At 69.1% G+C, this 25,529-nt stretch carries 26 protein-coding genes; 16 read left to right on the plus strand and 10 right to left on the minus strand.

Features of this window, described 5'->3' with window-relative positions:
• Positions 1-45: 45 nt before the first annotated feature.
• Entirely contained in the window at positions 46-1,464 is a 1,419-nt protein-coding gene (locus QHF83_RS21115) for a glycoside hydrolase family 1 protein (RefSeq protein ID WP_282419686.1), read from the plus strand.
• A 25-nt stretch (positions 1,465-1,489) separates the two neighbouring features.
• Here the strand turns inward: QHF83_RS21115 and galE are convergent, their stop codons facing one another.
• The 5 genes from galE to QHF83_RS21140 all read right to left on the minus strand — a co-directional run bounded on the left by galE (position 1,490) and on the right by QHF83_RS21140 (position 6,819).
• Positions 1,490-2,488, minus strand: coding sequence for a UDP-glucose 4-epimerase GalE (gene galE, locus QHF83_RS21120; protein ID WP_282419687.1), 999 nt, complete (start codon positions 2,486-2,488; stop codon positions 1,490-1,492).
• Between the two features lie 16 nt (positions 2,489-2,504).
• Positions 2,505-3,701, minus strand: coding sequence for a sodium/glutamate symporter (locus QHF83_RS21125; RefSeq protein WP_282419688.1), 1,197 nt, complete (start codon positions 3,699-3,701; stop codon positions 2,505-2,507).
• A gap of 18 nt (positions 3,702-3,719) precedes the next feature.
• Positions 3,720-5,183: a hypothetical protein gene (locus QHF83_RS21130; RefSeq protein ID WP_282419689.1), complete on the minus strand. Its 1,464-nt coding sequence runs from the start codon at positions 5,181-5,183 to the stop codon at positions 3,720-3,722.
• A 61-nt stretch (positions 5,184-5,244) separates the two neighbouring features.
• Positions 5,245-5,871, minus strand: coding sequence for a hypothetical protein (locus tag QHF83_RS21135; RefSeq protein WP_282419690.1), 627 nt, complete (start codon positions 5,869-5,871; stop codon positions 5,245-5,247).
• A gap of 321 nt (positions 5,872-6,192) precedes the next feature.
• Positions 6,193-6,819, minus strand: coding sequence for a hypothetical protein (locus tag QHF83_RS21140; protein ID WP_282419691.1), 627 nt, complete (start codon positions 6,817-6,819; stop codon positions 6,193-6,195).
• A gap of 98 nt (positions 6,820-6,917) precedes the next feature.
• Here QHF83_RS21140 and QHF83_RS21145 point away from each other — a divergent pair, with 98 nt between their 5' ends.
• Together QHF83_RS21145 and QHF83_RS21150 are read left to right on the plus strand one after the other, a co-directional pair.
• Positions 6,918-7,310 (plus strand): hypothetical protein, encoded by a 393-nt coding sequence (locus QHF83_RS21145; protein ID WP_282419692.1) that lies wholly within the window; start codon positions 6,918-6,920, stop codon positions 7,308-7,310.
• A 219-nt stretch (positions 7,311-7,529) separates the two neighbouring features.
• The gene (locus QHF83_RS21150; RefSeq protein ID WP_282419693.1) at positions 7,530-7,829 is read left to right on the plus strand and encodes a hypothetical protein; all 300 of its coding nucleotides are present in this window, start codon (positions 7,530-7,532) and stop codon (positions 7,827-7,829) included.
• 13 nt (positions 7,830-7,842) lie between these two features.
• Here the strand turns inward: QHF83_RS21150 and QHF83_RS21155 are convergent, their stop codons facing one another.
• Complete coding sequence (locus tag QHF83_RS21155; RefSeq protein WP_282419694.1) at positions 7,843-9,384, minus strand: aldehyde dehydrogenase family protein; 1,542 nt, start codon at positions 9,382-9,384, stop codon at positions 7,843-7,845.
• 62 nt (positions 9,385-9,446) lie between these two features.
• Positions 9,447-10,697: a hypothetical protein gene (locus tag QHF83_RS21160; protein WP_282419695.1), complete on the minus strand. Its 1,251-nt coding sequence runs from the start codon at positions 10,695-10,697 to the stop codon at positions 9,447-9,449.
• 39 nt (positions 10,698-10,736) lie between these two features.
• Between QHF83_RS21160 and QHF83_RS21165 the strand changes: the two genes are divergently transcribed.
• The 12 genes from QHF83_RS21165 to thiD all read left to right on the plus strand — a co-directional run bounded on the left by QHF83_RS21165 (position 10,737) and on the right by thiD (position 20,590).
• Positions 10,737-10,961: a hypothetical protein gene (locus QHF83_RS21165; RefSeq protein WP_282419696.1), complete on the plus strand. Its 225-nt coding sequence runs from the start codon at positions 10,737-10,739 to the stop codon at positions 10,959-10,961.
• Positions 10,962-11,178: 217 nt separating this feature from the next.
• Positions 11,179-11,526, plus strand: coding sequence for a helix-turn-helix transcriptional regulator (locus tag QHF83_RS21170; RefSeq protein ID WP_282419697.1), 348 nt, complete (start codon positions 11,179-11,181; stop codon positions 11,524-11,526).
• Positions 11,527-11,693: 167 nt separating this feature from the next.
• A complete protein-coding gene (locus QHF83_RS21175; RefSeq protein WP_282419698.1) occupies positions 11,694-12,047 on the plus strand; it encodes a hypothetical protein in 354 nt (117 codons plus the stop codon).
• Positions 12,048-12,087: 40 nt separating this feature from the next.
• Positions 12,088-12,840 carry a hypothetical protein gene (locus tag QHF83_RS21180; RefSeq protein ID WP_282419699.1) on the plus strand — a complete coding sequence of 251 codons (753 nt, stop codon included), beginning with the start codon at positions 12,088-12,090 and terminating at the stop codon, positions 12,838-12,840.
• 39 nt (positions 12,841-12,879) lie between these two features.
• Positions 12,880-13,827, plus strand: coding sequence for a hypothetical protein (locus QHF83_RS21185; RefSeq protein ID WP_282419700.1), 948 nt, complete (start codon positions 12,880-12,882; stop codon positions 13,825-13,827).
• Positions 13,824-14,771, plus strand: a complete 948-nt coding sequence (locus QHF83_RS21190) for a hypothetical protein (protein WP_282419701.1) — start codon at positions 13,824-13,826, stop codon at positions 14,769-14,771. Before QHF83_RS21185 ends, QHF83_RS21190 begins: the two co-directional genes overlap by 4 nt.
• 230 nt (positions 14,772-15,001) lie before the next feature.
• The gene (locus tag QHF83_RS21195) at positions 15,002-15,637 is read left to right on the plus strand and encodes a sigma-70 family RNA polymerase sigma factor (RefSeq protein WP_282419702.1); all 636 of its coding nucleotides are present in this window, start codon (positions 15,002-15,004) and stop codon (positions 15,635-15,637) included.
• A gap of 5 nt (positions 15,638-15,642) precedes the next feature.
• Positions 15,643-16,656: a TonB family protein gene (locus QHF83_RS21200; protein WP_282419757.1), complete on the plus strand. Its 1,014-nt coding sequence runs from the start codon at positions 15,643-15,645 to the stop codon at positions 16,654-16,656.
• A 61-nt stretch (positions 16,657-16,717) separates the two neighbouring features.
• On the plus strand, positions 16,718-17,485 hold the full coding sequence (locus QHF83_RS21205; protein ID WP_282419703.1) for an energy transducer TonB: 768 nt from the start codon (positions 16,718-16,720) through the stop codon (positions 17,483-17,485).
• 176 nt (positions 17,486-17,661) lie between these two features.
• Positions 17,662-18,678, plus strand: a complete 1,017-nt coding sequence (locus QHF83_RS21210) for a triacylglycerol lipase (RefSeq protein ID WP_282419704.1) — start codon at positions 17,662-17,664, stop codon at positions 18,676-18,678.
• Positions 18,679-18,703: 25 nt separating this feature from the next.
• Positions 18,704-19,741, plus strand: a complete 1,038-nt coding sequence (locus QHF83_RS21215) for a lipase secretion chaperone (RefSeq protein WP_282419705.1) — start codon at positions 18,704-18,706, stop codon at positions 19,739-19,741.
• A 48-nt stretch (positions 19,742-19,789) separates the two neighbouring features.
• On the plus strand, positions 19,790-20,590 hold the full coding sequence (thiD, locus tag QHF83_RS21220; protein ID WP_282419706.1) for a bifunctional hydroxymethylpyrimidine kinase/phosphomethylpyrimidine kinase: 801 nt from the start codon (positions 19,790-19,792) through the stop codon (positions 20,588-20,590).
• Here the strand turns inward: thiD and QHF83_RS21225 are convergent, their stop codons facing one another.
• From QHF83_RS21225 to QHF83_RS21235, 3 genes are all read right to left on the minus strand, one after another.
• The gene (locus QHF83_RS21225) at positions 20,591-21,487 is read right to left on the minus strand and encodes a fibro-slime domain-containing protein (protein ID WP_282419707.1); all 897 of its coding nucleotides are present in this window, start codon (positions 21,485-21,487) and stop codon (positions 20,591-20,593) included.
• A 60-nt stretch (positions 21,488-21,547) separates the two neighbouring features.
• The gene (msrA, locus tag QHF83_RS21230) at positions 21,548-22,207 is read right to left on the minus strand and encodes a peptide-methionine (S)-S-oxide reductase MsrA (RefSeq protein ID WP_282419708.1); all 660 of its coding nucleotides are present in this window, start codon (positions 22,205-22,207) and stop codon (positions 21,548-21,550) included.
• 61 nt (positions 22,208-22,268) lie between these two features.
• Positions 22,269-23,579, minus strand: coding sequence for a serpin family protein (locus QHF83_RS21235; RefSeq protein ID WP_282419709.1), 1,311 nt, complete (start codon positions 23,577-23,579; stop codon positions 22,269-22,271).
• A gap of 750 nt (positions 23,580-24,329) precedes the next feature.
• On the opposite strand from QHF83_RS21235, the gene QHF83_RS21240 reads away from it, so the two are divergent.
• Positions 24,330-25,526: a hypothetical protein gene (locus tag QHF83_RS21240; protein ID WP_282419710.1), complete on the plus strand. Its 1,197-nt coding sequence runs from the start codon at positions 24,330-24,332 to the stop codon at positions 25,524-25,526.
• Positions 25,527-25,529 lie beyond the last annotated feature (3 nt).

Genomic DNA, 25,529 nt, shown 5'->3' on the forward strand with positions numbered 1-25,529 from the left:
CCCCTTTCCGCCCGAGCGCGGCCGGCTTATAAAGCCGCCGGCCTCATGAAGCTCGCCCGCCTCGCCCGCCTCGGTCACGCCGCGCTGACGAAAGATCCGCACCCGCCCCCGTGCATTCTCGGCGCGGAGGACGCGCTCTCTTCGCTGCGCTCGGCCTTGCCTGCGGGGTTCTTGCTCGGCACGGCCACGGCGTCGCACCAGATCGAGGGCGGCCTCGACAACGACTGGACCGACTGGGAACGGGGAGCATTTCGCGACGGCGAGCCACACATCAAGGATCGCACGGTCTCGGGCGCCGCGTGTGATTCGTGGAATCGCATCGACGACGACATCGCGCTCCTGCGCCGGCTCGGCGCGAATGCGTATCGATTCAGCGTCGAATGGAGCCGCCTCGAGCCCACGGAGGGCGCCTGGAACGAGGAGGCCGCGGATCGATACCTCGCGTGGGCGCTCGCCCTCCGCGCGGCCGGAATCGAGCCGATGGTCACGCTCCACCATTTCACCTTGCCGCGCTGGGTCGCGACGCAGGGCGGATGGATGAAGGATCGGACGATCGAGCTCCTCGCAGCATTCTCGCGCAGGATCGCGAAGAAGCTCGGATCGGCGGTCGATCTCTGGTGCACGATCAACGAACCCAACGTGCTCGCGACGATGTCGTACGTGAAGGGGGTCTTTCCTCCGGGGCTCTCGGATTCGAGAATCGCCGCGCAGGTGCTTTCACGTATGCTCAAGGCCCACGCGCGCATGACCGAGGCGATCCGCGAGGCGGATACCACGGACGCGGACGGCGACGGGCACGCCACGCGGATCGGCATCGCGCACCACGTCCGGATCTTCCAGCCGGCAACGCGCTCTCCGCTCGATCGGCTGATCGCCGGCTTCACGGACCGTTTCTTCAACGAAGCCATCGCCGCCGCGCCGTTCACGGGTCGCATCGAGCTCGGCATCCCCGGCGTCGTCGAGATCGACGAAGTGGTCCCCGGCCTGCTCGGATCCTTCGATTACATGGGCATCAATTACTACGGCCGCGACCACGTGCGGGCCGACCTCCGGGACCCTTCGCTCTCCAAGCAATACGTACCCGCGGATCGGCCCGTCAGCGACCTCGGCTGGGACATCTACCCGGAGGGCCTCTACCAGGTGCTCAAGCGGTATGGCGCGCTCGGCTTGCCGGTGTACGTCACGGAGAACGGCATCGCGGACAAGGGCGGCGAGGTTCGCCCCTCGTTCCTGCGCTCCCATTTCGAGGCGCTCGTGCGCGCCGCGCGCGAGGGCGTCGACGTGCGGGGGTATTTCCACTGGTCACTCCTCGACAACTTCGAATGGGCCGAGGGCTACGAGCCCCGCTTCGGCCTCTTTCGCGTCGATTTCGATAGCCCCGACAAACGCCGTACGCCCACGCCCGCGGTCGAGACGTTCAAAGAAATCGCGCGCGGGCTCGGGCTCCGGCCCGAAGCCGGTTAAGTCCTTCGGGGAAACTGCCGAAACGTCATCCGTGTTTCTTCTGGTGCCACGCCCATGCATGGGCGATGATCGTTTCGAGCTCCGGGAACCGCGGGGACCAGCCGAGCAGCTTGCGCGCGCGCTCGCTCGATCCCACGAGCGCCGGTGAATCCCCGGGCCTGCGCGCGGCCTTCTCCACGGCGATCGCGCAGCCCGTGACGCGCGTCGCCGCCGCGATGACCTCCTTCACGGAAAAACCACGCCCATTGCCCAGGTTCACGACCGTGCTCGCTCCGCCGCCGAGGAGATGATCGACCCCGAGGACGTGCGCGTCCGCCAGATCCGAGACGTGGATGTAATCACGGAGGCACGTTCCATCCGGTGTGTCGTAATCCTCGCCGAAGATCCGGATCGACGGGCGTTTGCCGAGGGCCACGGAAAGGACGAGCGGAATCAAGTGCGTCTCGGGGTCGTGATCCTCGCCGAGGAGACCGCTCGGATGCGCGCCGGCTGCATTGAAATAACGAAAGCTCACGGACCGAAGGCCCCACGCGGTCTCGCACTCCGCGAGGATCTTCTCCACGAGGAGCTTGGACCGGCCATACGGGTTCAGCGGGTTCTGCGGGTGATCCTCGGGAATCGGGGTGACCTCCGGCACGCCGTACGTCGCGCACGTCGAGGAGAAGACGAACTTCGAGACGCCGGCCGCCTGCATGGCCTGGAGCAAGGTGACCGTGCCGTGAACGTTGTTCTCGTAATACGCGAGAGGATCCGCGACGGACTCGCCGACCTCGGCGAACGCGGCGAAATGCATGACGGCGTCGATGCGCTCGCGCGAAAAGATCACGTCGAGGGCGGCGCGGTCCCGCGTATCGGCCTGGATGACGGGCGCGCCGAGCGCTCGCGCGATCGGCTCGCGGTGGCCTTTGCTCAGGTTGTCGAGCACGAGGGGCCGGTGGCCGCGCTCCGCGAGGGCGAGGGCCGCGTGCGAGCCGATGTATCCGGCGCCGCCGGTGACGAGAATGGTCCGCTGTTCGGTGGTCATGGGACGCGGCGCGCGCTCAGCGGAGCACGTTCAAGGCTTGCGTGACGAGGAGCGCATTGATGAAGTCGATGAGGAAGGCCCCCACGATGCTGACCGCGAAGAACGCCTGCGGCGCCGGCCCCGATTTGCGCACGATCTCGTTCATGCAGGCGAGCGAGTTCGCCGTCGTGCCGAGCATGAACCCGCAATACCCGCCCGCCATGACCGCCGAGGTGTAGCTCCGGCCCATCATCCAGTAAATGGCCGTCCAGCAGAGCCCGATCGTGAGCACCACCTGGCCGACCAGGATGAAGAGCACGGGAAGCGCCAGCGTCCGGAGCTGCCAGAGCTCCAGCGTGAGCAGCGCCATCACGATGAAGAGCTCGAGCGCGACGGCGCCGATGTCCTCCATCTTCTTCTGATCGATGCCCGCGAATTGCAGACGATCGTCGAGGTTTCGCACCACGCCGGCCACGATCATCGCCCCGATGTACGCCGGGAGCGTGAGCTTCCAGGCCGTGAACTGCGCGGAGAGCAGCGAGCCGAGCGCCATCGCCACGCCGAGCACGATGATGTGCGCGAGGTAATCGCCGTGCTTCTCGGAGGGCCCCGCGTCGATGTCGATCTCGGGCGCCGGCATGGCGTCGCTCTCCCCCGAGCGCAAGCTGTGGCGTCGAATCAAGAAGCTGCCGACGAACCCGCCGAGCAGGCCGCTCACGATGATCCCGAAGACAGCCGACGCGAGGCCAATCGCGGTCGCGCCGGGGACGCCCGCCTGCTCGAAGACGGGGCCGAACGCGAGCGCGGTCGCGGGACCGCCCGTGAGGGACACGGCGCCCGGAATGGCGCCGAGCAGCGGCGGCAAACCCATCACCTTCGCCGCCCCCGCGCCCCAGCCCATCTGCGCGAGCAAGCCGAGGACCGCAGCGCCGAGGAAAATGGCGACGCGCTTGCCGCCGAGCGCGAGCAGCCGGAGGCTCGCCGTCATTCCCACGGTCGTGAAGAACGCGATCATGAGGATGTCGCGCAGGGCGAGATCGAACTTGAAATTGCAGACGCGATCCCGCAACGCGAGGCCGACGATCGCATAGACGAGGCCGCCGAGGATCGACGCGGGAATGCTGAGCCGCTCGAGGATGGGCAGGGCGCGCCGGATGCCGCGGCCGAGAACGAGCCCGAAGCAGGCGAGGCCGAGGACCTGAATGGCCGAGACTTGAATGGTAGGGACATCCATGGCGGGGCCGCGCGCGCCTCAGGGCGAGAGGACGCCGGTGAGCGCCTCGGCATAGACACGGCTCTCCTGGACCTGGAGCGGCGCCGCGTTGTCGAATTCCTCCCGCACGCCGATGCGGAGATAATAATAATACCCGACGTCGAGCAAGCCGTCCGGAATGCGCAGCACGGGCTCCGTCGTCGAGAAGGAAGCCATGGTCCGCGTGAGTTGTCCTCCCGGGTCGAGCCGCCGCAGCGTGATGACGTACGCCGCGGCTTTGCCGAGCGAAGGCGCGCTCCAGGTCACCGTGGGCGTGTTGCCGATGCCGAGGAGCTCGCCATACGCAGGCTGATCGTTCACGCGAATGTCGAGCGGAGGGCCGAGCGTCGGCGCGATCGCGCCGGAGAACGAAGAAACGGGGCCCGTGCGGCCGATGGCGATCGCCGTGGTCTTCGGGATTCCCGTGGGCATGACGTGCGTCACGGCATAAGCAACCTCGACGGCGGCGACCTCGGCCCAGCCCGCGGGGAAGGGATTGCCATACACGAGCTCGGCCGGGGGCTGTGCCGCAGGAAGCGCGGAGAGCAAGAGCAAATCGGGCGTGGGGGAGACGGACGTTCGACCCGCGCCGCCCGGCTCCACGCCGATGCGAATGTCCTTGCCCGCAATCGTCGCTTCAGGATGAACGCTCGCGGCGAGGGCCTGGAAAGCCGCATCGTCGAAGGAGACGGCGAGTTTCTTCGGAGGCGCAGCCACGAACGTGCCCTCGACGGGCGTGGCCGCGCCGTCGGCGAGCGTGAACGACGTCGGCCCGAAGGCCCGGCGCACCGAGCGATAAGGCGCGCCGGCGCCGGCAATGCCGACCATTTGCGTGAAATACGCCTGGTCCCCGGCCTCGGCCGCGACGAGGTTCGGCACGACGAGCTCCGAGGTGGCCACGCGAAAATCGGTGATCTGCGTGGCGTCCATGGCGGGCGCCATGCCGTCCGCCGGGGGAAGCGTCCCGATCGTGCCCGCGCCGAGCGAGAACACCTCGATGCTCGACCCCTCCCCCCACGGGTTCAATCCATCGAACGTCAGCTCGAGCTCCGTCGTGTTCGCCGTCGCGATGGGCTCGGCGTCGGGGCGGCCCACGAAGACGCGGCCGAGGTCGATCGTACGCGGGGCGTTCATGATGAACCGCGGCGGCCGCGTCCCCGTGCCGAAGAGCTCAGTGAAGCGCAGATCGTATGGCCCCTCGGGGAGGTCACGAATGCGGAACGTGCCGTCCTCCGCCACCTCGGCGATGAACTCCCGCGGGGCGCCGTCGTCCCCGGGGACGATCGCGGCAATCTCGAATTGCCCGGGATCCCGGACGTTCGTCACGTCCCCACCGTCGGTCAGGTGGAGATCGACGATCGTGCCGGTGACGTCGAAAATCGTCGGTTTGGGGGTCTCGCCGCCGCCGCCGCAGCCGAGCGCGCCGAGGAGGCATATCGAGGAAGCACCGAGGAAGGACCGCATGGCCCGGCGTACCACGGCGCGGCCGCCGCGAGAAGCCCCGATCGCCGGGCGAAACGCCCGATCAGTCGCGCATTACGACCTCGAGCTCCAGGACGACGAGCGACATCGACCCCGCGAGGCCCTCGCGGCGGAACGATTGCAACGTGACGGTCGAGCCCGGCTTGCCCATCGCCGCCATGAGGCCCGAGAAGTAGCCGATCTGCATCGGGACGAACCACGGCATGATCCAGATGGGCAGCGCCCGCTCGACGACGCGGAGCCGGTTCAGCCCCGCCCGCTCGACGTCCCATTCGCCGAAATCATAATATCGGCCGGCGAGCGGGCGGAGGCGCGAGTGCACATCGTCGGTCGAACGGCCCTGGAGCAAGGCGCGGTACTGGTGCTCCACGTCGTACGAGGCCTGCGCGCGCCCCTGCTGATGCGCGAACGTGTCGAGCTGGGAGCGCGCGAGCGAGGCGAGGACGCCGCTGCCCGCCACGAGCGGGAACATGTCGTAAAAGCTGCTCGCGAGAAACGGCTGGCCGAAGAAGCCTTGCAACGCGGGCGTCGGCAATGCCGCGGCGAACGCCGCCAGGCCTCCTTCGACGCGGCACGTCACGAGGTGCGTGAGGCCGCGATACGCGATCCCTTTGACCCGAAACGATCCTTCCCCGGGCGGAGAAGGAAGATCCAGGTACCACGTGCGCATGTCTCCGGTCCCGGTCGGCGGGCGCGTCGAGGGGCGCGAGGAGGGGCGATCCGAAGAACTCGGCCCCCAGGTGTCCGTCAAGCGAGGCGCGCCTTCGCTCGACGGCGGCGGCCAGCTTGGCCGCCCGATGCCGCTGCTGATCGGGGGACCCGCGGGCGCGCGCTCACTCGGACGCTCGGGCGCGACGGACGGCGGCGGTGGAGTCGTGCGACGTGGAGGCGTTTGCATGCCAGAACCCGGGCGCGATCGGCCGGACGATCCGTAGGGTAAACGATCCCGGCCGCCGTGGCGAGAGAATCGAAGCGCGCCCACGCGCGCGGCTCACGCGGGTTCGAGGAGCTTCGACCCCACGTACATCCGCGCCATGCTCTCGATGCGCTCGGCCTGCTTGGCGTCGAAGAAGGGGGGAACGCCGGTACGCGAATAACTCATCACGTTGTCGGTCACGTCGCTGTGACCGAGCCCGAAGAAATGGCCCAGCTCGTGTGCCAGCGTGCTCGGTCGTGCGCTCGCCGCGACGATCACCCAATGCTTCGCCGGCGTCTTTCTGTGCCGCCAGTGCACGCCCATCCGGAAGAGCTTCGGATCGTCCACGTCTCGCAGGGATGCCACGATCATCACGTTGATCCGCTTTGCCTCGAGGTGCGCGGCGAGCGCGTCCCTGTCGGCGCGCGTCTCGAGCCTGGCGAGCGCCTCCGGGAGAGCGCGCGCGGCGGCCTTGCGCAGCGTCACGCCGATCGGCGTGAAGAGCCGCGTGGCCTCGGCGATCTGCTCCGCGATCCACACCTCGTTCTGGACCGCGACGCCGTCCTCCTCGGCGACGGCGAACGAGAGCGGGAGCGCGGGGATCGGCTCTTTTTCGGTCTTCTTCGCGAGCGAGGGCCGCGAAAGCAGGAACGAACCGGCGAAACCAAGACCCGAACCGAGGATGGCGCGACGGGAAAGCATGGCGAGGTCGATCAGCATAATCGATCCGGGCGGACGCCGCGAGCGTGCGAGCGCGACGCGGCGGGAAGCAGGCACGCGCCCTGCCTCGGATCGCGTTCATGCAGCAACCTGACGTCGTGGCCATCATTCACGAAGACGAAGCAGTGGCGAGGTCGCTCGCCGAGGAGATCGAGGCGACGGGCCTCCGCGTGGTCACGGCCGCGCTGGGCTCGCTCGTCGCGGCGCCCGAGGCGGCGCTCGCGCTCTTCGCCCGGCACGATCCACGCGTCGTCGTGTACGACGTGTCTCCGCATGACGAGAGCGTCCCGTTCCTCACGTTCCTGCGCAAAACCAAGATCGGCTCGCGCCCCGCGTTCGTCCTCACGACAACGGCGGCGCACGACCACGAGCCGCTGCTGCGCGAGGCGATCGACCTCCGGAGCTGCCCGCACGCGGTCGATGCCCTCGTCTCCGCCGTGACGCGCGCCGCCTCCGCCCGCCGCGCCGCCTGATCCGCCCGATCCAGGCCCAGCCTGGAAATCAACGCGCCGCGTCTTGACATGTAACACGACGCGTCATAAAAGCGAACACATCCGAACGATGTCCGGGGCGGGCTTGCGAGCTCGGAGGGCGATGCATTGCGGAGCGATTCGCACGGTCCTTCGAGCGCCGTATGCACCACCATGGCCCTGCCGGACGAGGGCTTTCCAGACGAACAGGAGGCATCCCTTATGACGACGCAAACCCAGAGCGAGACGAAGATCCCGAGCCTGAAGGACGTGAAGGCCGCGTCGGCCCGCGTCGAGCAGAAGGCGCGCGAGATGTATGACGTGCTGGTCGATGCTTCCGTGAAATGGGCGGGCTTCAGCCTCGGTTACGGGCGCTCCGCGCTCACGACGAGCGCGCGCGCCCTCGAGCGCGCGGCCGAGCGGCTCGCGACGCTCGAGGAAAAGCTGCCCAAGAAGGCGCCCGAGGGGCCCGCCGAGGCGCAGGCGGCCGAGACCGCCACGCCGGATCCGAACGTGAACTGAGCCCCCCCGCTCCCTATTCGAGGAAGCTCTCCTCGAACGTCATCCCGATCGGCAGCGGCGCCGCGGCGCCGCTCTCGATCATCCCCGCCACCGGATACGCGCAATAGTCCAGGCTGAAGGCCCCCGCGGGCCGATGGTTCCCGGACAAACCAATCCCGCCGAACGGGAGCTTGCTGCTCGCGCCCGCGGTGCCGGTGTTGACGTTCACGCAGCCGGCGCGCGCCTCGGCGAGGAATCGGTCGATGACGCCCGCGTCCTTCGTGAAGATCGAGGCCGCGAGCCCGAACCGCGTGGCATTCGCCTGCGCGATCGCCTCGTCGACCGAATCGACGACGACGTAGCGGAGCAGCGGCCCGAAGACCTCGACGTCCGCGCCGGGCCCGTCCTCGGAGAGCGTGAACCGATCGACGCGGACGATCCCAGGCGAGAGGAAATGGCCGCCGGTCGGCGATTCGAGGGCGCGCGCCGGGAGGCGGACCTCGGCGCCGCCGGCGGCGAACCGATCCTGCGCCGCGAGCACGGCCGCGCGCGCCTCCGCCGAGATGATCGGCCCCATGAACGGCTGCGGATCCGCGAGCGGATCCCCGACGCGGAGCCCGGACGCCATCGCCACGATCGTCCGGACGAACCGCTCGGCGACGGCGCTGTGCACGACGAGCCGCCGCGTGCACGTGCAGCGTTGCCCCGTCGAGACGAACGCCGAGCGCGCGACCTCGATCGCCGCCTGCCGCAGATCCGCGTCGGGCAGGACGACGGCGGGGGCATTGCCGCCCATTTCCAGCGCGAGGACGCGGCCCGGCCAATCGAGGCTCGCTTCGAGGATGCGCCGGCCGACGGGCCACGAGCCCGTGAAGAGCACGCCGTCGATGTCGGGGTTCGCGACGAGGCGCGACGCGACGCTCGCGCCGCCGTGCACGAGGTTCACGACGCCGGGCGGCGCGCCCTCGGCGTCGAGCGCCTCGGCGAGCCACGCCGCGAGGGTTTGTCCGACGGCCGGGGCCTTGTCGCTCGGCTTGAACACGACGGTGTTGCCGAGCGCGAGCGCGGGGATGATGTGCCCGTTCGGCAGGTGCGCCGGGAAATTGAAGGGGCCGAGCACGACCATGACGCCGTGCGGCCGAAACCAGGTGCGCCCCGTGCGCGAGGCCGAGAGCGGGATCTCGAAGCCCGAAACGCGCCGCAACCCGCCGTGCTCGGAGGCGTCGAGCGTGATGTCGACCTTGGCCGCGAGCAGATCGGCCTCGGCGCGCGCATCCCAGAGCGCTTTGCCCGTCTCGTCGGTGATGAGGCGGGCCATATCGGCCGCGCGGGCCTTGCAGAGGTCGCGGAAGCGGCGGAGGGCCGCGAAACGCCGCTCGGCGGGGAGCGCGGCCCAGGCGGGCAAGGCGCGCCGCGCCGCCGCGACGGCCTCATCGGCATGCGCGGGGTCGGGGCTGCCTTGCCAGACGATCTCGACGGGACGCGTGGGGTTTCGCGAAGTGATGGCGTCGCCGGGGAGCGGGACCCAGCGGCCTTCGAGGAGATTCGACGGCCCGTGCGCGAGGAGGGTAGACATCGCGCAGAAGGGTCCCGGGCGTCCGGGCCCTTGTCAAGGCCCGGCGCCCCGGCTCGTCTTTTTTATTGCGGGGCGAACGCGACGCCGCGGAAGACGGTATTCAGCGGCGCGACCGTGGCGATCACGATCTCGGGGAACGCCGAGCCGTCGTCGAAGAGCGTGAGAACCCGGTTTTCGTTGTTCTCCGAGGTCGTCGCCACGATCTGCACGCCGGCCCCCGAGGGCTTCGCCGCAAGGCCCCGCACGCCCGCCGTGCCGTCGCTCCACGTCGCCGCGAGCGACCACGAGGCGCCGTCGAACGTCCATTTCTGAATTCCACCGCCGCTCGCCGGGCTGCGATCGTCCGCGATGTAAAGCGTGTCCGGGCCGGCAATGCCGGCGGAAAGATCGAGCAAGACAAACCCGTACGGGCTCGCGCCGACGGTGGGCAGGCCCGGGAGCGACGCCGCGGTTTGTCCGCTCGACGTGGGCAGGCCCGCGCCGACCGTGAAGACGTTGACGAACGTGCCCGCGCCGGACGTCGCGTAGAGCTGTCCGCCGGAGGCGTGCACGCAGCGCGTATTGAGCGGGTTCGTGAGGATCTGCGTGGGCGCGCTCGAGCCGAGCGTCGTGTAATGAATGCCGCCGGTCGTGGTGCTGTTGCCCGAGACCCAGATCGACGTGCCGTCCGAGGAGGTCGCGCCGCGCACGTTGCTGCCGTTGAACGCGCCCGTGAGCAAGGTCGAGGTGTTCACGTTGCCGAGCGCGTCGACCCGGCCGACAACGCGCGACACGAGCTGCGTACTCACGTTCAGCGTGCCCACGTCGGCGGCATACCCGGCGAGGAAGACGTATTTGCCATTCGCCGAGAGCGACAGGTGCCCCTCGGAGGACGCCGTCCCCGACAACGTGAGCTGGTAATTCGAGCCCGAGATCGACTGCGGCATGCCGGTCGTCCCCGGCGCGCCCGGCGTGGCAGAGCCGTCCGTGAGCCGCCATTCGAGGGAGACCGGCGACGCCGCGGAGGAGAGCGTGGTCACGCCGTCGCCGATACGCAGGAGCACGATGGGCAATGGCCCGCTGCCGCCGCCACCGCCGCCCGAGGACGAACTCGATCCGCTGCTCGTGCTCGACGAAGACGACGACGCGCCCGCGCCCATGCCGCCCATCCCTCCGCTGCTGCTCGAGGATTGCGCGGGACCGCTCCACTCGTCGCCCCCCTCGCCTCCTGCGCCACCGCCTCCGCCGGGACGGGAGCTTCCCTTGGCGCAGGCGAAGAAGACGAGCGGGACGACCACGAATGAAATGGAGACGAAGGTTCGAGACGAAATCAAGCGTGCACCTCCGGCAAAGCGTTCGGATACCCACGGCGTATGCCGGATTCGTCGGGGCCGCAAGGGCGAGGCAAGGAGGGTCGGTCAGAGAAAGTCCAGCCCTTCCCGGGCGCGTACGCCCTCGGGCAGCTCGACGCCTGGAACGACGTCGAGCATTTCGTCGGCGGGCTCCCGTTCGGCGCGGTCGCCCACGTCACCGGCGCCGTGAACCTCTCGAAGCAGGGCGGGCTGCCGTTCTTGCCCGTGAGGAACGTCGGGCTCTGAACCCACGGGGCCCGGATCTCGCCCGGCCGGGACTCTGCCAGTTTTCCCGGGAACAATCAACACCTATGTACGTGGGGGCCAAACGAGCCCGCGCCACCCTGGGTGTAGGCTGGTTCTCGGACGTCCTCTCCAAAATCTACGGGTCGGACGAACTGGGCGGTTTGTCTTCCGCGCATGTTGTGGTAAGGGGGAATCCTCGCTGCCGAGAGGTGATCCCATGCCCCGACGAACCGAACCCAGCCCCTTCTCCTCCAAGGTCGGCGCGCGCATCCGCGAGCTGCGCCTCGAGCGCAACATGTCCCTGCCCGCGCTCGGCGAGGCGAGCTCGATCTCGAAGGGCCACCTCTCGAACATCGAGCACGGCTTCGCGGCAATCACGATCGAGACGGTCGATCGCATCGCCCGCGCGCTCGATATCCCGCCCCTGTACATCCTCGCCTTCCCGACGGAGGACGAGCGGGCCCGCATCGCCGACGCCGTCCGCAAGCTGCCAAAGGCCGAGTGGAAGAAGCTGCGCAAGGAGATCGAGGGCCGCGCCCCCGCCGCTCCGAAGAAGCGCGGTTGACGATTCGTCACGCCCCCGGGGCCCGAGCGGCTCTCCGGGGGTCTCCCCCTTCCTTCTCCCTCCCTGCCCCCGACGTATCGAGCGCGACGCCGCGAGGCGTGTCATGAATGGGTTCGCGCGGGATGCGCGGCACGCCGCGCGTCCCGGCCGAAGGAGGATTCGACGTCATGACAGGCTGGACGATCGGGTACGGCGGTCTCTTGACCGCGCTCGGCATCGGGGGGTTCGTCGCGACAGGCAGGGAGCACAAGACGGCGCTGATCCCCGCGGGCGTGGGCGCGGCGGCGCTGGGGCTCGGCCTGCTCGCCCGTCGCGGTTCGTCCCGGAAGGCCGCGCTCGTGGGCGCGACGGCCGTGGCGGGCCTCGGCCTCGCCGGCTCGGCGCGCGGGCTCGGCAAGCTGCCGGCGCTGCTCCGCGGAGAGCCGGTGGAGCGGCCTGCGGCGGTGATCGCGCAATCCATCATGGCGGGCACGTCCGCGGCCTATCTCCTCGCCGCCGTGCCTTCGCTGCTGCGCGGCTGAGCCGCGCGCGGGAGCGTATCGTGGTACGATCACGTTTCCCATGACGCGCCCCTCGTATTCGCCCCGGCAAACGTGGCTCTCCGACATGACCGAGCGGTGCCTCGATCCCGGCTTCGTTCGCGCCGTGCAGGCCGGGACGCACGAGGCCCTCGAAGCGCTCGTCACGCGGCTTCATCCCGGCGTGATCGAATTCCCGCTCTTGTCGGCCGAATACAGGGAGGCCCTGCTCCGCGAGATCCACGCATTCGAGCACTGGTGCCGCCACCGAGGCGTGGGCCCGGTCCGGCCGAACAGCATGAACAACCAGGGCGTCGTGCTCGCGGAGCTCGGGCTCGAAGGGGCGATGGACGAGCTGCTCTACACCTGGCTTTCGCCGCTCACGAAATGGGCGTTTCCGGAGCATGCCGGTTCGAGCGTGGATCACCAGCATTCGTTCGTCGTGGAGTACGCGGAAAACGGCGATACCGACCTCGGGTTTCACGTGGACGATAGCGAGGTGACGCTCAACGCGTGCCTCGGGCTCTCGTTCGACGGGGCCGAGGTGTACTTCCGGGGGGTTCGTTGCGACGCCCATCGGGAGGACCCGGCGAACGACGCGGAGGTCTGGCAATGGAACCCCGCGGCAGGCCGGGCGATCCTGCACGCGGGCGCGCACCGGCACGGCGTGCATGCGCTGCGCTCCGGGAGGCGCGTGAATCTCATCGTCTGGGCGCGCAGCTCGAGGCACCGCCGCGCGCACCGCGCGCCGCACGAAGGCCCGACGACGTGGTGCCCGCGGTGCGAGGCGGCCTGAGAGATTGACAGGCAAAGCGGGCGCGGCTCTACTCGCCCCGTGCTCTCACGTACATGTCTCCTGGTCCTGCCGCTGCTCGCCATCGGCGGATGCTCGGGCCCGCCGCCGTCCTTCAAGGAGGCGGAGAACCTCGAAGCCCAAGCGAACTTCGAAGAGGCCTCGCAAAAGTTCGAGATCGTCTGCGCCGAGGGGCCGACGAGCCCGGAATGCCAGCAGAGCCGCCCTCGGGCCGCGGGTGCGCTCGTGACGGCCGCGACGAAGGCCGTCGAAAAGAACGAATTCGGCAAGGCCGAGCGTCTGCTCGTCCGGGCCCTCGCCCTCGCGGACGAACCCACCACAAAGGACATCGAGGCGCGCCTCGGCAAGGAAGATCTGACGGAGGGCGTTCGCTTCGAGCAGGCCGCGGCGGATACGGACAAAGGCCGCGCGTTCGACGCGATGAACACGCTCGCCGCAGGAAGCACGCCCGCGGCGACGCTGGCGAAGGCGTGGATCGAGAAGGAACGGCCGGGACTGCTGGTCGCGCAGGTGAAAGCCGCGTGTGGCCCGGAGCATCAAGGATCCTGCATGGATACGTTCGAGAAACTTTCGGCGCTTCCGCAGAAGCCGCCCGGCTTCGACGAGGCCAAAGCCGCCCACGACGCCGAGCAAAAGCGCACGGAGAAGGTACGCGCCGAGCTCGACAGGTTCCTCGGGGTCTTCATGCAGCGGGGCAAGAAGGACCTGGCCTTCGTCTTCTGCATGGCCACGAAGACCGCCGAGATCGAGGCCGAATTCCAGCGCGTCCGCGCCTGTGAGGAAGACGTCTACGCCGACGGGAAATCCGCCTACGAGCGGTTCGACGCGCGGCAGACCGAGGACTCGCTCTTTCGCAGGCGCGTCGCGGCGCTCGGCGATCCAGGCGTCATTGCGACGTACGAGGCGCGTCGCTCCGGGGCCATCGCGACGGGCGAGGATCCGCAGAAGGCCGCGGGAGGTGCGAAATGAGCCGATCCATTGCATGTGCCATCGCCGCGCTCGCCCTCGCGCTCGCGGGCTGCGACGCGGCCAAGGAGCCGATGTCGAAGGCGAGAGAGGCCGAGGCGGCCGGCAAGATCCCGGAGGCCAAGGCGCTGTATGCGGAGGTCTGCAAGGCCGCCGAGAGCTCGCCGTTTTGTCCCGTGGCGAAGCAACGCATCGAGGCCCTCACGGTCCGGGAGGCGACCACGCTGGTCGCCGAGGGGCAATTCGCGAAAGCCAAGGAGCTCTCCGCGACGGTCGCGGATGCGCCGGCCAAACGAGCGTTCGAGGCGCTCTCGAAGACGCGGGCGATGAGCAGCGCGGCCGCGTTCGAGGAGGCGAATGCCTCGGCGGACAAGGCCGCGGCGCGGGCCAAGATGGAGGAGCTCGCCGGGCAAAGCTCGCCGGTCGCGGACAAGGCCAAGGAGTGGCTGACGAAGAATGGCCCGGCGCTCCTGCTCGACGAGGTGAAGGCCGCGTGCAAGCCGGACGGGACGGGCTCCTGCGTCGATCTCGGCAAGAAAATCGCGAAGCTCTTCCCCACGAGCCCCGAGGCCGGCGAGGCGAAGGCGCTCGTCGACGCCGAATACAAACGCGTCCACCCGCTGCTCAAGCAGGCGGAGGCCCTGCTCGTGCAAAGGCTCGAGATCAGCAACTGGAAGAACAAATACGACCTCTGCTTGAAGCAGGCGGAGCCCGCTCCCGGCGGCTACGAGATGCAGGTGTGCAAGACGGAGATCGGCATTCCCGAGGACCGAGGGGATCCCTTCAGCACGAGCTTCCTCGAAGGCGCGTGGAAGAAGAAGCTCACCGAGATCCACGATCCAGGCTGGGTGAAATCGCTCGAGGAGCGGTGGGGGAAGATCGAAAGCGACGGGATCTACGACCCCGCGAGCTTGCCCAAGCCGGGGGAGCAAGAATCGAAGAAGTAGCGGTGAGCGGGCTGGGCCATGCGGCCGTGGAGCGGAGGAGGGGCAGGCCCTGATCCGGATCTGGTAACGGAGTCCACGTTTCCGCTTCCGCGCGGCCCTTCATTTTTCGTGATCAACCCGCGCCGGACCGGGCATTCTAGAGACGTGGCCCCCGCTCTTGCCCACGTCCCCCCTGCGTTCGCCGCGTCACGCGCGGCCCGAGGGCTCCGTTCGAAACGGAGGGTGCGCCCGTGACCCTCGTCTCCGACCTGGACATCCTCTTCGCGGGCGCCGAGGTCTGCGAGGCGGACGAGCCTCGCGCAGTCGAGGAGGCGTGGGCCAGGGGGGGCGAGGCCGGCGCGGAGAAGGCGCGGCTCCGGGAGATGGTCGACGCGCATTTCGACGCCGTGTACGTGGCGCTCCGCCGGCTCGGGGTGCCCGCGGCGGAGCTCGATGATTGCGCGCAGCAGGTGTTCGTCGTGGCCTCGGGCAAGCTCGGGGTGATTCAACCGGGACGCGAGAAGGCGTTTTTGATGGGCACGGCCGTGCACGTCGCCTCGCACGCCAAGCGCGCGCAGCGAAGGCGGCGCGAGGTCCCCGAGGGGGACGAGGTGGCGGACGCGCGCGCCGACGCCGGGCCTCGGCCGGACGAGATCGTGGAGCAAAGGCGCCTGCGGGCCCTGCTCGACGAGGTGCTCGCGGCGATGCCGGAGGATCTCAGGACGGTGCTCGTTTTGTTCGAGCTCGAAGAGCTCACGATGCAGGAGATCAGCGGGGCGCTCGATCTACCGATGGGCACGGTGGCGTCGAGGCTCCGGCGCGCGCGGGAGCTCTTTGCGAGGCTCTCGGCGCGGGCCATGGGAACACAAGGAAGGGGGCGGCCGTGAGCGAGATGCGCAGGCTGCTCGAAGAGAACGGGGATGACGCGGCGACTTCGCTCCTGCGCTCGGCGCGGCCCGATCGGGCGCCGGCGGCGTCCAGGGCGCGGGCGCTCGCCGCGCTCGGAATCGAGCCGTCACGAGCGGCGAAGCCGCAGGAGATTTCGGCGCGGGAGATCGTCGCGCCTCGAATGACGACGGCGCAGAGGCCCCAGACGTCCGAACCTCGGCCGGCGCGGACGGCAATGGCCGGCGCGAAGCGATCGGCGCAGGCGACGCCGCATATGCTCTTCCAGAGCGTCCTCGGGCCCACGGGACGACCGGTCGGTTTTTTCCAGAAAGGCCGGCTCGGCGCCGCGCTCATTGCGGCGGCGCAGGTGGTGGTGCTCGGAATCGTGCTCGCGCAGCCCATGCAGCGCCCCAGGGTATCGAAGGGGCCCGCGGAAGAGCCGCAGCAATACCCCGAGCTCCAGCTCGGCGCAGGGATCGCCGCGCCCGCGCCTCGCGCGGAGGCGAAAGGCCACGACGAGGAGCCTGTTCGCGCCGCGACGCCCGTGGCCGCGCCGCGTCCAGGACCGAATGCCGCGCCGTCGCCGCCGAAGGTGGCCGTGGAAGCAGAACCGCCGGCCTCCGAGGAGCCACGCGTGCCCGAGGCCGCGCCCCCCGCGGTCGCCATGGTGGAGAGCGTGAGCGCGCCCGAGGTGCCTCCGGCCAAACCCGAGGCGACGGCCGCGATCGTTCAGCCCTTCGAGCAAGGGACCATGTCCCCGCCGAAGCGCATTGGCGGTCGTGATCCGGTGTACACCCGCGAAGCGCTCGAAACACGCGTGGAGGGCATGGCCCTCTTGCAATGCGAGATCACGGCGGAGGGCGCGACGAAGGATTGTCGGCTCCTCAAGTCTTTGCCGCACATGGACGGCGAGCTGCTCGCGGCTGCGCGCACGTGGCGATTCTCGCCGGCGACGCAGGACGGGCGGCCGATCTCGGTGCGGTACGTCTCGAAGGTCAATCTCGTTCTGCCGAAGTGAATCGGTCGTGAAATAGGTTTCTCCGGGACGAGACCCCGTTCGTCCTGGAAAGGAGGCATTCGTGTTCGAATCGGCCATGGGCCGGTACGAGGGCGCTCGTCCGCACCTCGGCACCGGAGCGCTTCTCTCCATCGGCGCGCACGCGCTGGCAGCGGTCATCGTGTTCGCCATTCCCGCCAAGAAGGCCGCCTCGAACGAGGACGAGCCGGTCGTGGTGTTTCAGGTCCCGCCGAAGCCCGCGGCCTTGCTGGGCTCGCCGGGCCCGGCAGCTCCCAAACCCCCGCAGGCGGCCCCGCCGAAGACGCCCCGTCCGAAGCGCCCGCAGGCGCCGATCCTGACGAACGAGCCGCCGAAGATCGAGCCGACCGAGCCCGAACCGACGAACGATCCGCCCGCGGCCGCGGCGGGGGACGGGGCGACGGCGCCCGACGGAACGGGCAATGGAGGCGATCCGAATGGCAAGCCCGACGGCGTGATCGGCGGTGATCCGAACGGCAAGGGCATCGCTCCGCCTCCGCCGGAGCCGCCGCCGACGAACACCACGCTGAACTGGACCTCCGAGATGGGCCGCCCGGTCCTCGTCGCGGGCCCCGCCCAGCCTCCCTACCCGAGCGACGCGATGCGCCAGCGGGTCGAAGCGACCGTCATCGCGCAATGCGTCATCACCACGGAGGGCCGGCTGCGGGATTGCCGCATCCTCAAGGGGCACCCGTTCCTCGATCCCGCGGTGAACGCGACGCTCGCGCAGCAGCGCTACAGCCCCGTGACGTACGGCGGCCGGCCCGTCAGCGTTCGTTACATCCTCACGTTCAAATTCAAGCTGCAGTGACGCACCTTGGATCGATGGGAGTGATGCACGGTGGATCCACCCTGGATCGCACGTGACCCAACCGAGATCACAATCGCCCGAGGCTGCTACAGCCTCAATGGCTTGTTCCAGGCGCAACGCGTCATTCGATCCTCTGGCATGAACGGTGCCATTCGGATAGGATGGAGGGCCTCAACATGCGCTGGAACATTGGCTTGGGGGTTCGGTTTGGTCGGGCGGCGGCGTTCGGCGCGGCGATGTTCGCGTCGGCCTCCTTTACGGTTGGCTGTGGCGGCGAGTCGCCGAACCAGCTCGCGGCCTCCGAGGAGACGTCGACGTCGTCGGCCAATGCCTACACCGACACGTACACGCAGACGAAATACCCCATCGTGCTTTGCCACGGCATGGCGGGCTTCGACGAGCTGTTCGGCGTCGTGGACTACTTCCACGGCATCGAGTCGTCGCTCGCGTCGGGCGGCACGCGCGTCTTCGTGACGCAGGTGCCCGCGTTCTCGTCCACCGAGGCGCGCGGCGAGGAGCTGCTCCAGCAGGTCGAGGAGATCGTCGCGGCCACGGGCGCGAAGAAGGTGAACCTCATCGGCCATAGCCACGGCGGCCTCGACATCCGGTACGTCGCCACGGTGCGGCCCGACCTCGTCGCGAGCGTGACGAGCGTGGGCTCGCCGCACCACGGCGCCGACCTCGCCGATTTCCTCCGCGACAACATGACCGAGGGCGGCTTCTCCGAGGCCGTGCTCTCGCTCTTCGCGAACTCGCTCGGGACGATCCTCGGCCTGCTCTCCGGCCAGACGAGCCCGCAGGACTCGGTGGCCGCGCTGGAGTCGCTCTCGTCCGACGGCGCCGCGACGTACAACGCGACCTACGGCGCGGGCCTGCCTTCCGCGTGGTGCGGCGAGGGCGCGCACGAGGTGAACGGGATCCGGTATTTCTCGTGGTCCGGCACCTCGAAGGTGACGAACGTGCTCGACGTCTCCGATTACCCGATGGGCCTCACGGGCATCATCTACGACGACGCGAACGACGGGCTCGTCGGCCGCTGCAGCTCGCACCTCGGCGACGTCATCCGCGACGATTACAAGATGAACCACCTCGACGAGGTGAACCAGCTCTTCGGCATCACGGCGCCGTTCCAGACGAGCCCGAAGTCGGTCTTCCGCGCCCACGCGAACCGCCTGAAGCTCCTCGGCCTCTGACGAACCTCTCGAAGCGAGGAAACGCGTGAACCGCCGCCGCGTCGCCACGGGGTTCGCCCTCGTCACGCTCGTCGCTGCAGCCGGGATCGGCCTGTGGAGACGCGGCGGGGACGAACCCACACGCGCGGTCGAGACGACGGCGGAAACACGCGGCGGCGGCCCGAAGGGCGCGACAAACCGGACCACCTCGGCGCCGTCGGATCGACGCGCCGAGGCGAACGTCGATACCCGCGAGAAGAGCCCGTTCAAAGACAAGGCCCGCTCGCTGCGTGGCACGGACGAGGACGGCGCCTTGCGCGTCGGGCCCGACGGATCCCTCCTCCTCGGGCCGGAGATCCTGCGCCTCTTCGATTACTACTTCACCACCGAGGGCGAGGAGAGCGACGAGACGATCCGCGCGCGGATCCTCGCCGCCATTCGCGAGCGCGTCGACGGCCCGGCCGCCCTCCAGGCTGCGGCGCTGCTCGATCAGTATCTCGCGTATCGAAAGGACAAGGGCGGGCTCGAGCTGCCGAAGGCCGAGGAGGCCGATCCGAAGGCGCGGCTCGAAGCGCTGAAAAAGCTCAGGCGCAAGCATTTCGGCGAGGAGACGGCGGACGCGCTCTTCGGCGACGAGGAGCGCGAGGGCGAGGTCGCCGCGGAGGCGAGCCGGATTCGTCAGGACGAGGCGCTGACGGCCGAGGAGCGGGAGCAAAAGCTCGCCGAGCTCGAAGCGGGCCTGCCGAAGGGAGCACGCGACGCGCGGGAAGCCGCGACGTTGCCGCTCCGCGCGCGCGCCGAGGTGGACGCGATGCGCGCGGAAGGCGCGACGGACGAGGACGTGTACACGAAGCGCGTCGAGACGCTCGGCGTGGAGGCGGCCGACAGGCTGGCCGAGCTCGACGCCGAGCGCGCGGCGTGGAAGGCGCGGATCGAAGCGTTCCGGAAGGAGCGCGACGCGCTCGCCGCGAAGACCGAGGACGAGGCGGCGTTCAAGGCGGCCGAGCAAGCGCTGCTCGATCGTTCGTTCACGCCGCTCGAACAGCGCCGGGTGCGGGCGACGCTCGCCATGTCGAACAAGTGAACGCCGCGCCTTGCGCGTCGGGTTCCGCGCTGGTACGCGGGGCCTTCGATGCAAGGGCGTGTGCTCATCGTGGCCGGCTCGGACTCGGGCGGCGGGGCGGGAATCCAGGCGGATCTGAAGGCCGTGACGGCGCTCGACGCGTTCGGGGCGACCGCGATCACGGCGCTCACGGCGCAGAACACGCGCGGCGTCTTCGGGGTTTTTCCGGTCCCGCCCGCGTTCCTCGCGCAGCAGATGAGCCTCGTCCTGGAAGACATCGGCGCGGACGCGATCAAGACCGGCATGCTCCATTCGGCCGAGGTGATCGACGTCGTCGCTGACGTGCACGAGCGCCTCGCCAAGGACGTGCCGCTCGTCGTCGATCCGGTGATGGTGGCGAAAGGCGGCGCGCCGCTCCTGCTCCCGGAGGCGCGCGATGCGCTCCTCGGCCGGCTCCTGCCGCGCGCGGCGCTGATCACGCCGAACCTGCCGGAGGCGGAGGTTCTTTCAGGTCAAACGATCGACGGCGTCGCGGCGATGCGGCGCGTGGCCGAAGCGCTGCTCGCGCTCGGGCCGAAGGCGGTGCTCGTGAAGGGCGGGCACCTCGAGGGGCCGAAGGTCACGGACGTGCTCGTCACGGCCGCGGGCGAGCGGATCTTCGAGGACGACCGCATCGAGACCACCTCGACGCACGGGACGGGATGCACGCTGGCGTCGGCGATCGCCGCGGGGATCGCGCAGGGGCTCGGGGTGGAGGCGGCCATCGCGCGGGCGCGGCGATACATCCGGCTCGCGATCGCGCAGGCGCCGGGGCTCGGGCACGGGCACGGGCCCCTGAATCACGCGGTGACGGTCCGGCCGTTCGACTGATTATTCGGGGATCGGCGGCTCCGAGAAGCAGCCGATGGTCGTGTCGATGCGGAAGTTCGATTCGCTCGTGTGCCGCTCGGCGAAGAAGAAATCGAGCGGATAGGTCTTGCCCTTCTCGATCCCGAGCTCGGCCGCGCGCGCGTCGAGGTCCACCGTCGAGGTCTGCGCGCCGTGCACGCCGCCGAGGTCGATGACCTTCTTGCCGTTGATGAACGTGAAGAGGTCGTCGTCGCCCGTGAACGTGAAGACCTCGCCGCCCTCGTAGATGAACTGCGTCCGTAGCTCCAGCGTGAAATGGTAATTGTGGGTGTTGAACTCGTCGCCGAAGCCCTGGCCGTCAATGGGGAAAAACGCCGAGTTGTTGTACGTGTAGGTCCCGCCGCCCATGGCCATGAGCGGGATCTCGACCGGGATCGCGATGTTCACGCCCGCGACGTCGTTGTACCACTGGTCGAAGTTTTCCTTGCCCGTCGTCGTCGGCGTCGTGGGATTGCCTGCGTAGACGGGTTTTCCGTCCGCGCCCAGCTCGTCCGCGACGATGCCCTTATCGTCGCCGAGGAAATCCTCGAAATCCGGATGCGCGACCTGGAAATCGCGCACGGTGGCCTTGAGGATGGGATTGCAGCTCGGCCCACCGCCGCCCGCGCCTCCGCCCGCGCCGCCGACGCCCGAGGGAAAGAGCTCGCCGCCTTCCCCGCCCGTGCCGCCCTGACCCATGCCGCCCGCGCCACCTTGCCCCGAAGCGCCGCTGCCGCTCCCGCTGGCGCCCGACCCTCCGAGGCCGCCCGTGGCGCCGGTGCCGCTCTCCCCGCACGCGGTCGTCGCGCCGAGGAGGCCCATGATCGAAAGAACGAGCGCATAGCGCCCGCTCCGTCCCGCGTGTCGTGTCTTCGTCATGGATGGGATGGTATCCGCGCTGCGCAGGCGCTGTCACGCCGGCGCGCGCGGAGGCCGTGCTCAACCCGCCGAAACGAGTCCCACCGGGCAGCTCACGCCGGTGCCGCCGATGCCGCAGTAACCGCCCGGGTTCTTCGCGAGGTACTGCTGGTGATATTCTTCAGCGTAATAGAACTCGGGCGCTTCGAGGATCTCGGTCGTGATGTCCCCGTGCCCCGCGGCCTCGAGCGCCCGCTGGTACGCGACGCGCGAGCGCTCGGCGGCCATTTTTTGCAGCAGGCCGAAGCAATAAATGCCCGAGCGATACTGCGTCCCGACGTCGTTGCCCTGGCGCATGCCCTGGGTCGGGTCGTGGTTCTCCCAGAAGACCGCGAGCAGCGCTTCGTACGAGACCTTCGCGGGCTCGAAAACGACGAGCACGACCTCGTTGTGGCCGGTCAGGCCCGTGCAGACCTCTTCGTAGGTGGGGTTCGGCGTGATCCCGGCGGCATATCCGACGGCCGTCGAGTACACGCCCTTCGTTTGCCAGAACTTGCGCTCCGCGCCCCAGAAGCACCCGAGCCCGAACATCGCCTGCTCGGTGCCCTCGGGGAACGGAGGCACGATCCGCGCGCCGTTCACGAAGTGCCGCTCGGGCACGCGCATCCGATCGCTCCGCCCGGGGAGCGCCTGCTCCTTCGTGGGCATCTGCAGCTTGCGAGGGTCGACCTTGAAGAACATGGGCGTATCTTGGTGCGGAAGGCTCCGCGCGGCAAGATACGCCCGTCCGTCAGGGATTCGATCAGCTCGGGTCGGCCACGCGGCCGACGAAGAGCACGGACTTCGTCGCGATGTCGCGGATGAAGAACATGAAGGGCTTGTCGAACGTGATCGCCGCAGGCTGGGGCGCGCTCGTCTCGCCCACGATGACCGCGGTCGCCGCCGCGGCCTCGGTCCCCGCCTCGTTCACCGAGACGAACGACTGGTGAATCACGTCCGAGATGACGAGCCCGCCCGTTCCATTGATGCCCGAGAGATCAGCGCCGTCCGTGAATGCGATGCCCATGCCGAGTTCCTTCAGCGGGTCGACCAGGCTGAACTTCGACTCGAACTTGAACTTCGGCAAACGCGTGTCGACGCTGTGCTCCGAGAGCCCGCCGACGACCTCGCTCAGCTTGGCCGCGTCGAGGGCGCCCTCGAACGCGTCGAGATCGTCCGGCAGGACGAGCACCATCGAGAGCTCGTCGCCGTCGTACGGCAGCTCGACGGCCGCGTAATTCGCGCCCTTGACGTACGGCGCCTCGACGTAGCCTTGCATCATGGGCACCGTGACCGTGGCGCCGTCGCTCGTCGTGAACGAGGCGTTCTGCGTGTTCGCCTCCTCGAACGGCGTCCGCCAGGCCGCATTGAAGTACACGGCGTTCGTCAGCACGAGCCGCGTGCTCGAATCGATGGAGTCGGGCGAGAGGATGTCCTTGATCTTGCCCTCGGTCTTCTTCTCGACCCAGCCGTTGATCAACGAGAGCGCCTGATCCGTATCCTCGACGAAATCGACGATGTTCATGCCGGCGCCGTAGTTCTTGCCGAGCACGTCGAGGAACGCCGTCTCGAAGGGATAATTCACCTGGCCCCAGACCGCGTTCGCGATGTTGAGCCGGAAGCCCTGGCCGTCCGAGCCCTTCGCGTCCTTGCCGCGGCTCGCGAGCGCGAGATCGAGCGCGTTGTACGCCGGATGGAGCTGCGCCTGCGGCAGGGTGAAGTGCAGGGCCTTCGCCATGTCCGTTTCGGTTTGTCCGCGCGCGCCGGCCCAGGTCATCGCGAGGGCGCTGGAGATCGAGTGCGGGGAATAGAAGAAATTTCCCGGCTCACTGCGGAGGGACTTGTACATGTCGACCGCGAACGCCGTGTTGCCGTCGACGAGCGTGCCGAGGTCGGCGCTGGAGACGTTCGGGTTCGTGATCCGCTGCGCGCCGGAGGTCACGACGCACCCGGGGGTGCCCGGGTCGTGGCAATCGCCGGTGTTGTTGGCCCCCGGCGGCTCGGGCGGCGCGGACGAGCTGCAAGCGAGGGCCGAGAGGGAAAGAAGCAAGGAGAACAGAGGGAGCGTTCGCATGCGGGGGCTCCAGAGCAATCGGCATGCCGCAGGGCATTTTTCCGCGGTTCCATGGCGCGCGCGCCGAAAGCGCGGCAGCCGTGTCGGAGAACGGCTCAGGGTGGCACGGAGCGGCGATGGCTCACGCTGCAATGGCGGCGCGCGGGGCGTCGCCGCCGCTTGCGCCGAAGCTCTGCTCGACGGCCCGCATCAAGGACGAGACGGAGACGGAGAGAGGACGGCAAGCGCCTCGCTGAGGGACATAGGCACCGCGAGGTGCACGAGCGCCTCGGGATCGGGTCCGTGAGGAGGTTCGTCGGCGGAGGCCTGGGAGATGCCAATACGAGCCCCGTTTCCTCGGGACCACGCCACCACGCGCGCCGCGCCACCGTCACGATCGGCGGAAATGATCGGCCCTGAAAAACATACAGCCCCGGGCTCCCCATGAGCCCCGGGGCCGGATCGCCGAGCGGGAAAAATCGCGATCGACCTCATGGAAGCCCGCCCCGCGCGTCCCGTCAACTCGATTTCGACGAATGCAATTCTTTTGGCCCATCTCGCGCGCTCGCGTTATCGCCCCGGGCGGAGCGCGCCCGGACGCCTTCGGTCCTTCGCGCAGCGCGGCATGCATTCGTGTGCATGTAATGAGTCTCGCCGGCTTCGCGTCGACGCGGCGCCGAGGGTGGTCATTCCGGAGCGCAGCTCCTACCCGACGGAGCACGATACGAGCGTCGCGTGGGAAGGCCCGTCCCTGGTAAGGTGGGGGCTCCCATGAAAAAGGCCGAAATCGATGCACTCGTGCTCGCTCATCGGGGAAGCGCCCGCGCCGTGGCCTTCTTGCACGTCCTGCGGCAAGCGTCGCTCACGCCGGACGATCACGGCTTCCTCGCCGAGCACGCGCACGAGCTCACGTCCGCAGATCTCCTTCGCTGGCGCGCGCGCGCTCTGTCCGCGGATCGCACGCCCATCCTCGTCGCGCTCGCGAAGCTCTGCGAGGACAACCCCGCCGAGTTCGAGCACGAGGTGCTGAACGCGCCCGGGCTCTCCTTCGAGGATCGGGAATGGGAGACGCTCGCCGACCTCGTCCGCGGAAAGGCTCCGCCCGCGCTCCAGGCGCGTATCGAGCGCCGCGAAACCCGAGCCCCCGCGCCCGCCGTCGGGCTCTTCGCGCCCTCGGACGAACCCGTCGATCTCGCCGGGATGTTCGACCTCGACGAGGCGACGCAGCCCGCTGCTTCGGCCTCGAAAGAAGGGGAAGGCTCGTTCTTCGGCGAAGGCTCGCTCGGCGACGATCTCGGACTCGATCTCGGCCTCGGCGGTGACGAAGGCGATCCGCTCTTCGCCGACCCGTTCGCGGGGCTCACCGTCGAGGACGCGTTCGAGAAGGTGAAGACCGGGACGAACGGCGACGAGCGCGCGATGCTGCTCGATTGGCTCGCGGCGCAGGGCGCCGACGGCGAGCGGCTCATGGGCGAAGCGCTCCGCTCGCTGCATCGAGGGCCCGTGCATTCGCCCGTGGTCGCGTGGATCGCAAAGAGGCTGGCATCAAAACCGGCCTGGGAGACGGACGGGCACAACCTCTTTGGAGCGCTCGTCCATCGGCGCGCTTTCCCGGAGCTGCAGGAGCTCGTCGCGCAAGGTGCCGGTGGCTCGCCGGAGCTCGCGGAAGCGCGGCTCGCGGCGTTCGGGAACGTGCTCATCGACCTCGCGCGCGAAGCCATCAAAGACAAGGACGAGGCACGCGCAGCCGCGATGCTCGCCGCGCTGTCGGCGCAGGGCGCGACGGACGAGACGAGCAAGAGGTTCGGCTCGTTGAAACAAGCACTCCACGAGGCGAACGCCTCGGCGTATCTCGTGACGCTCGTCGACCTCGTGGTGCAGCATGCGCACACGCGCGGGGAAAACCCGACGGAAGGGATGATCGCCGCCGTGCACACGCTCTCGGACGCGCTCGGCTCGGGCTCGTAAGCC

The organism is Polyangium sp. 15x6 (assembly GCF_029960785.1).
Taxonomy (GTDB): domain Bacteria; phylum Myxococcota_A; class Polyangia; order Polyangiales; family Polyangiaceae; genus Polyangium.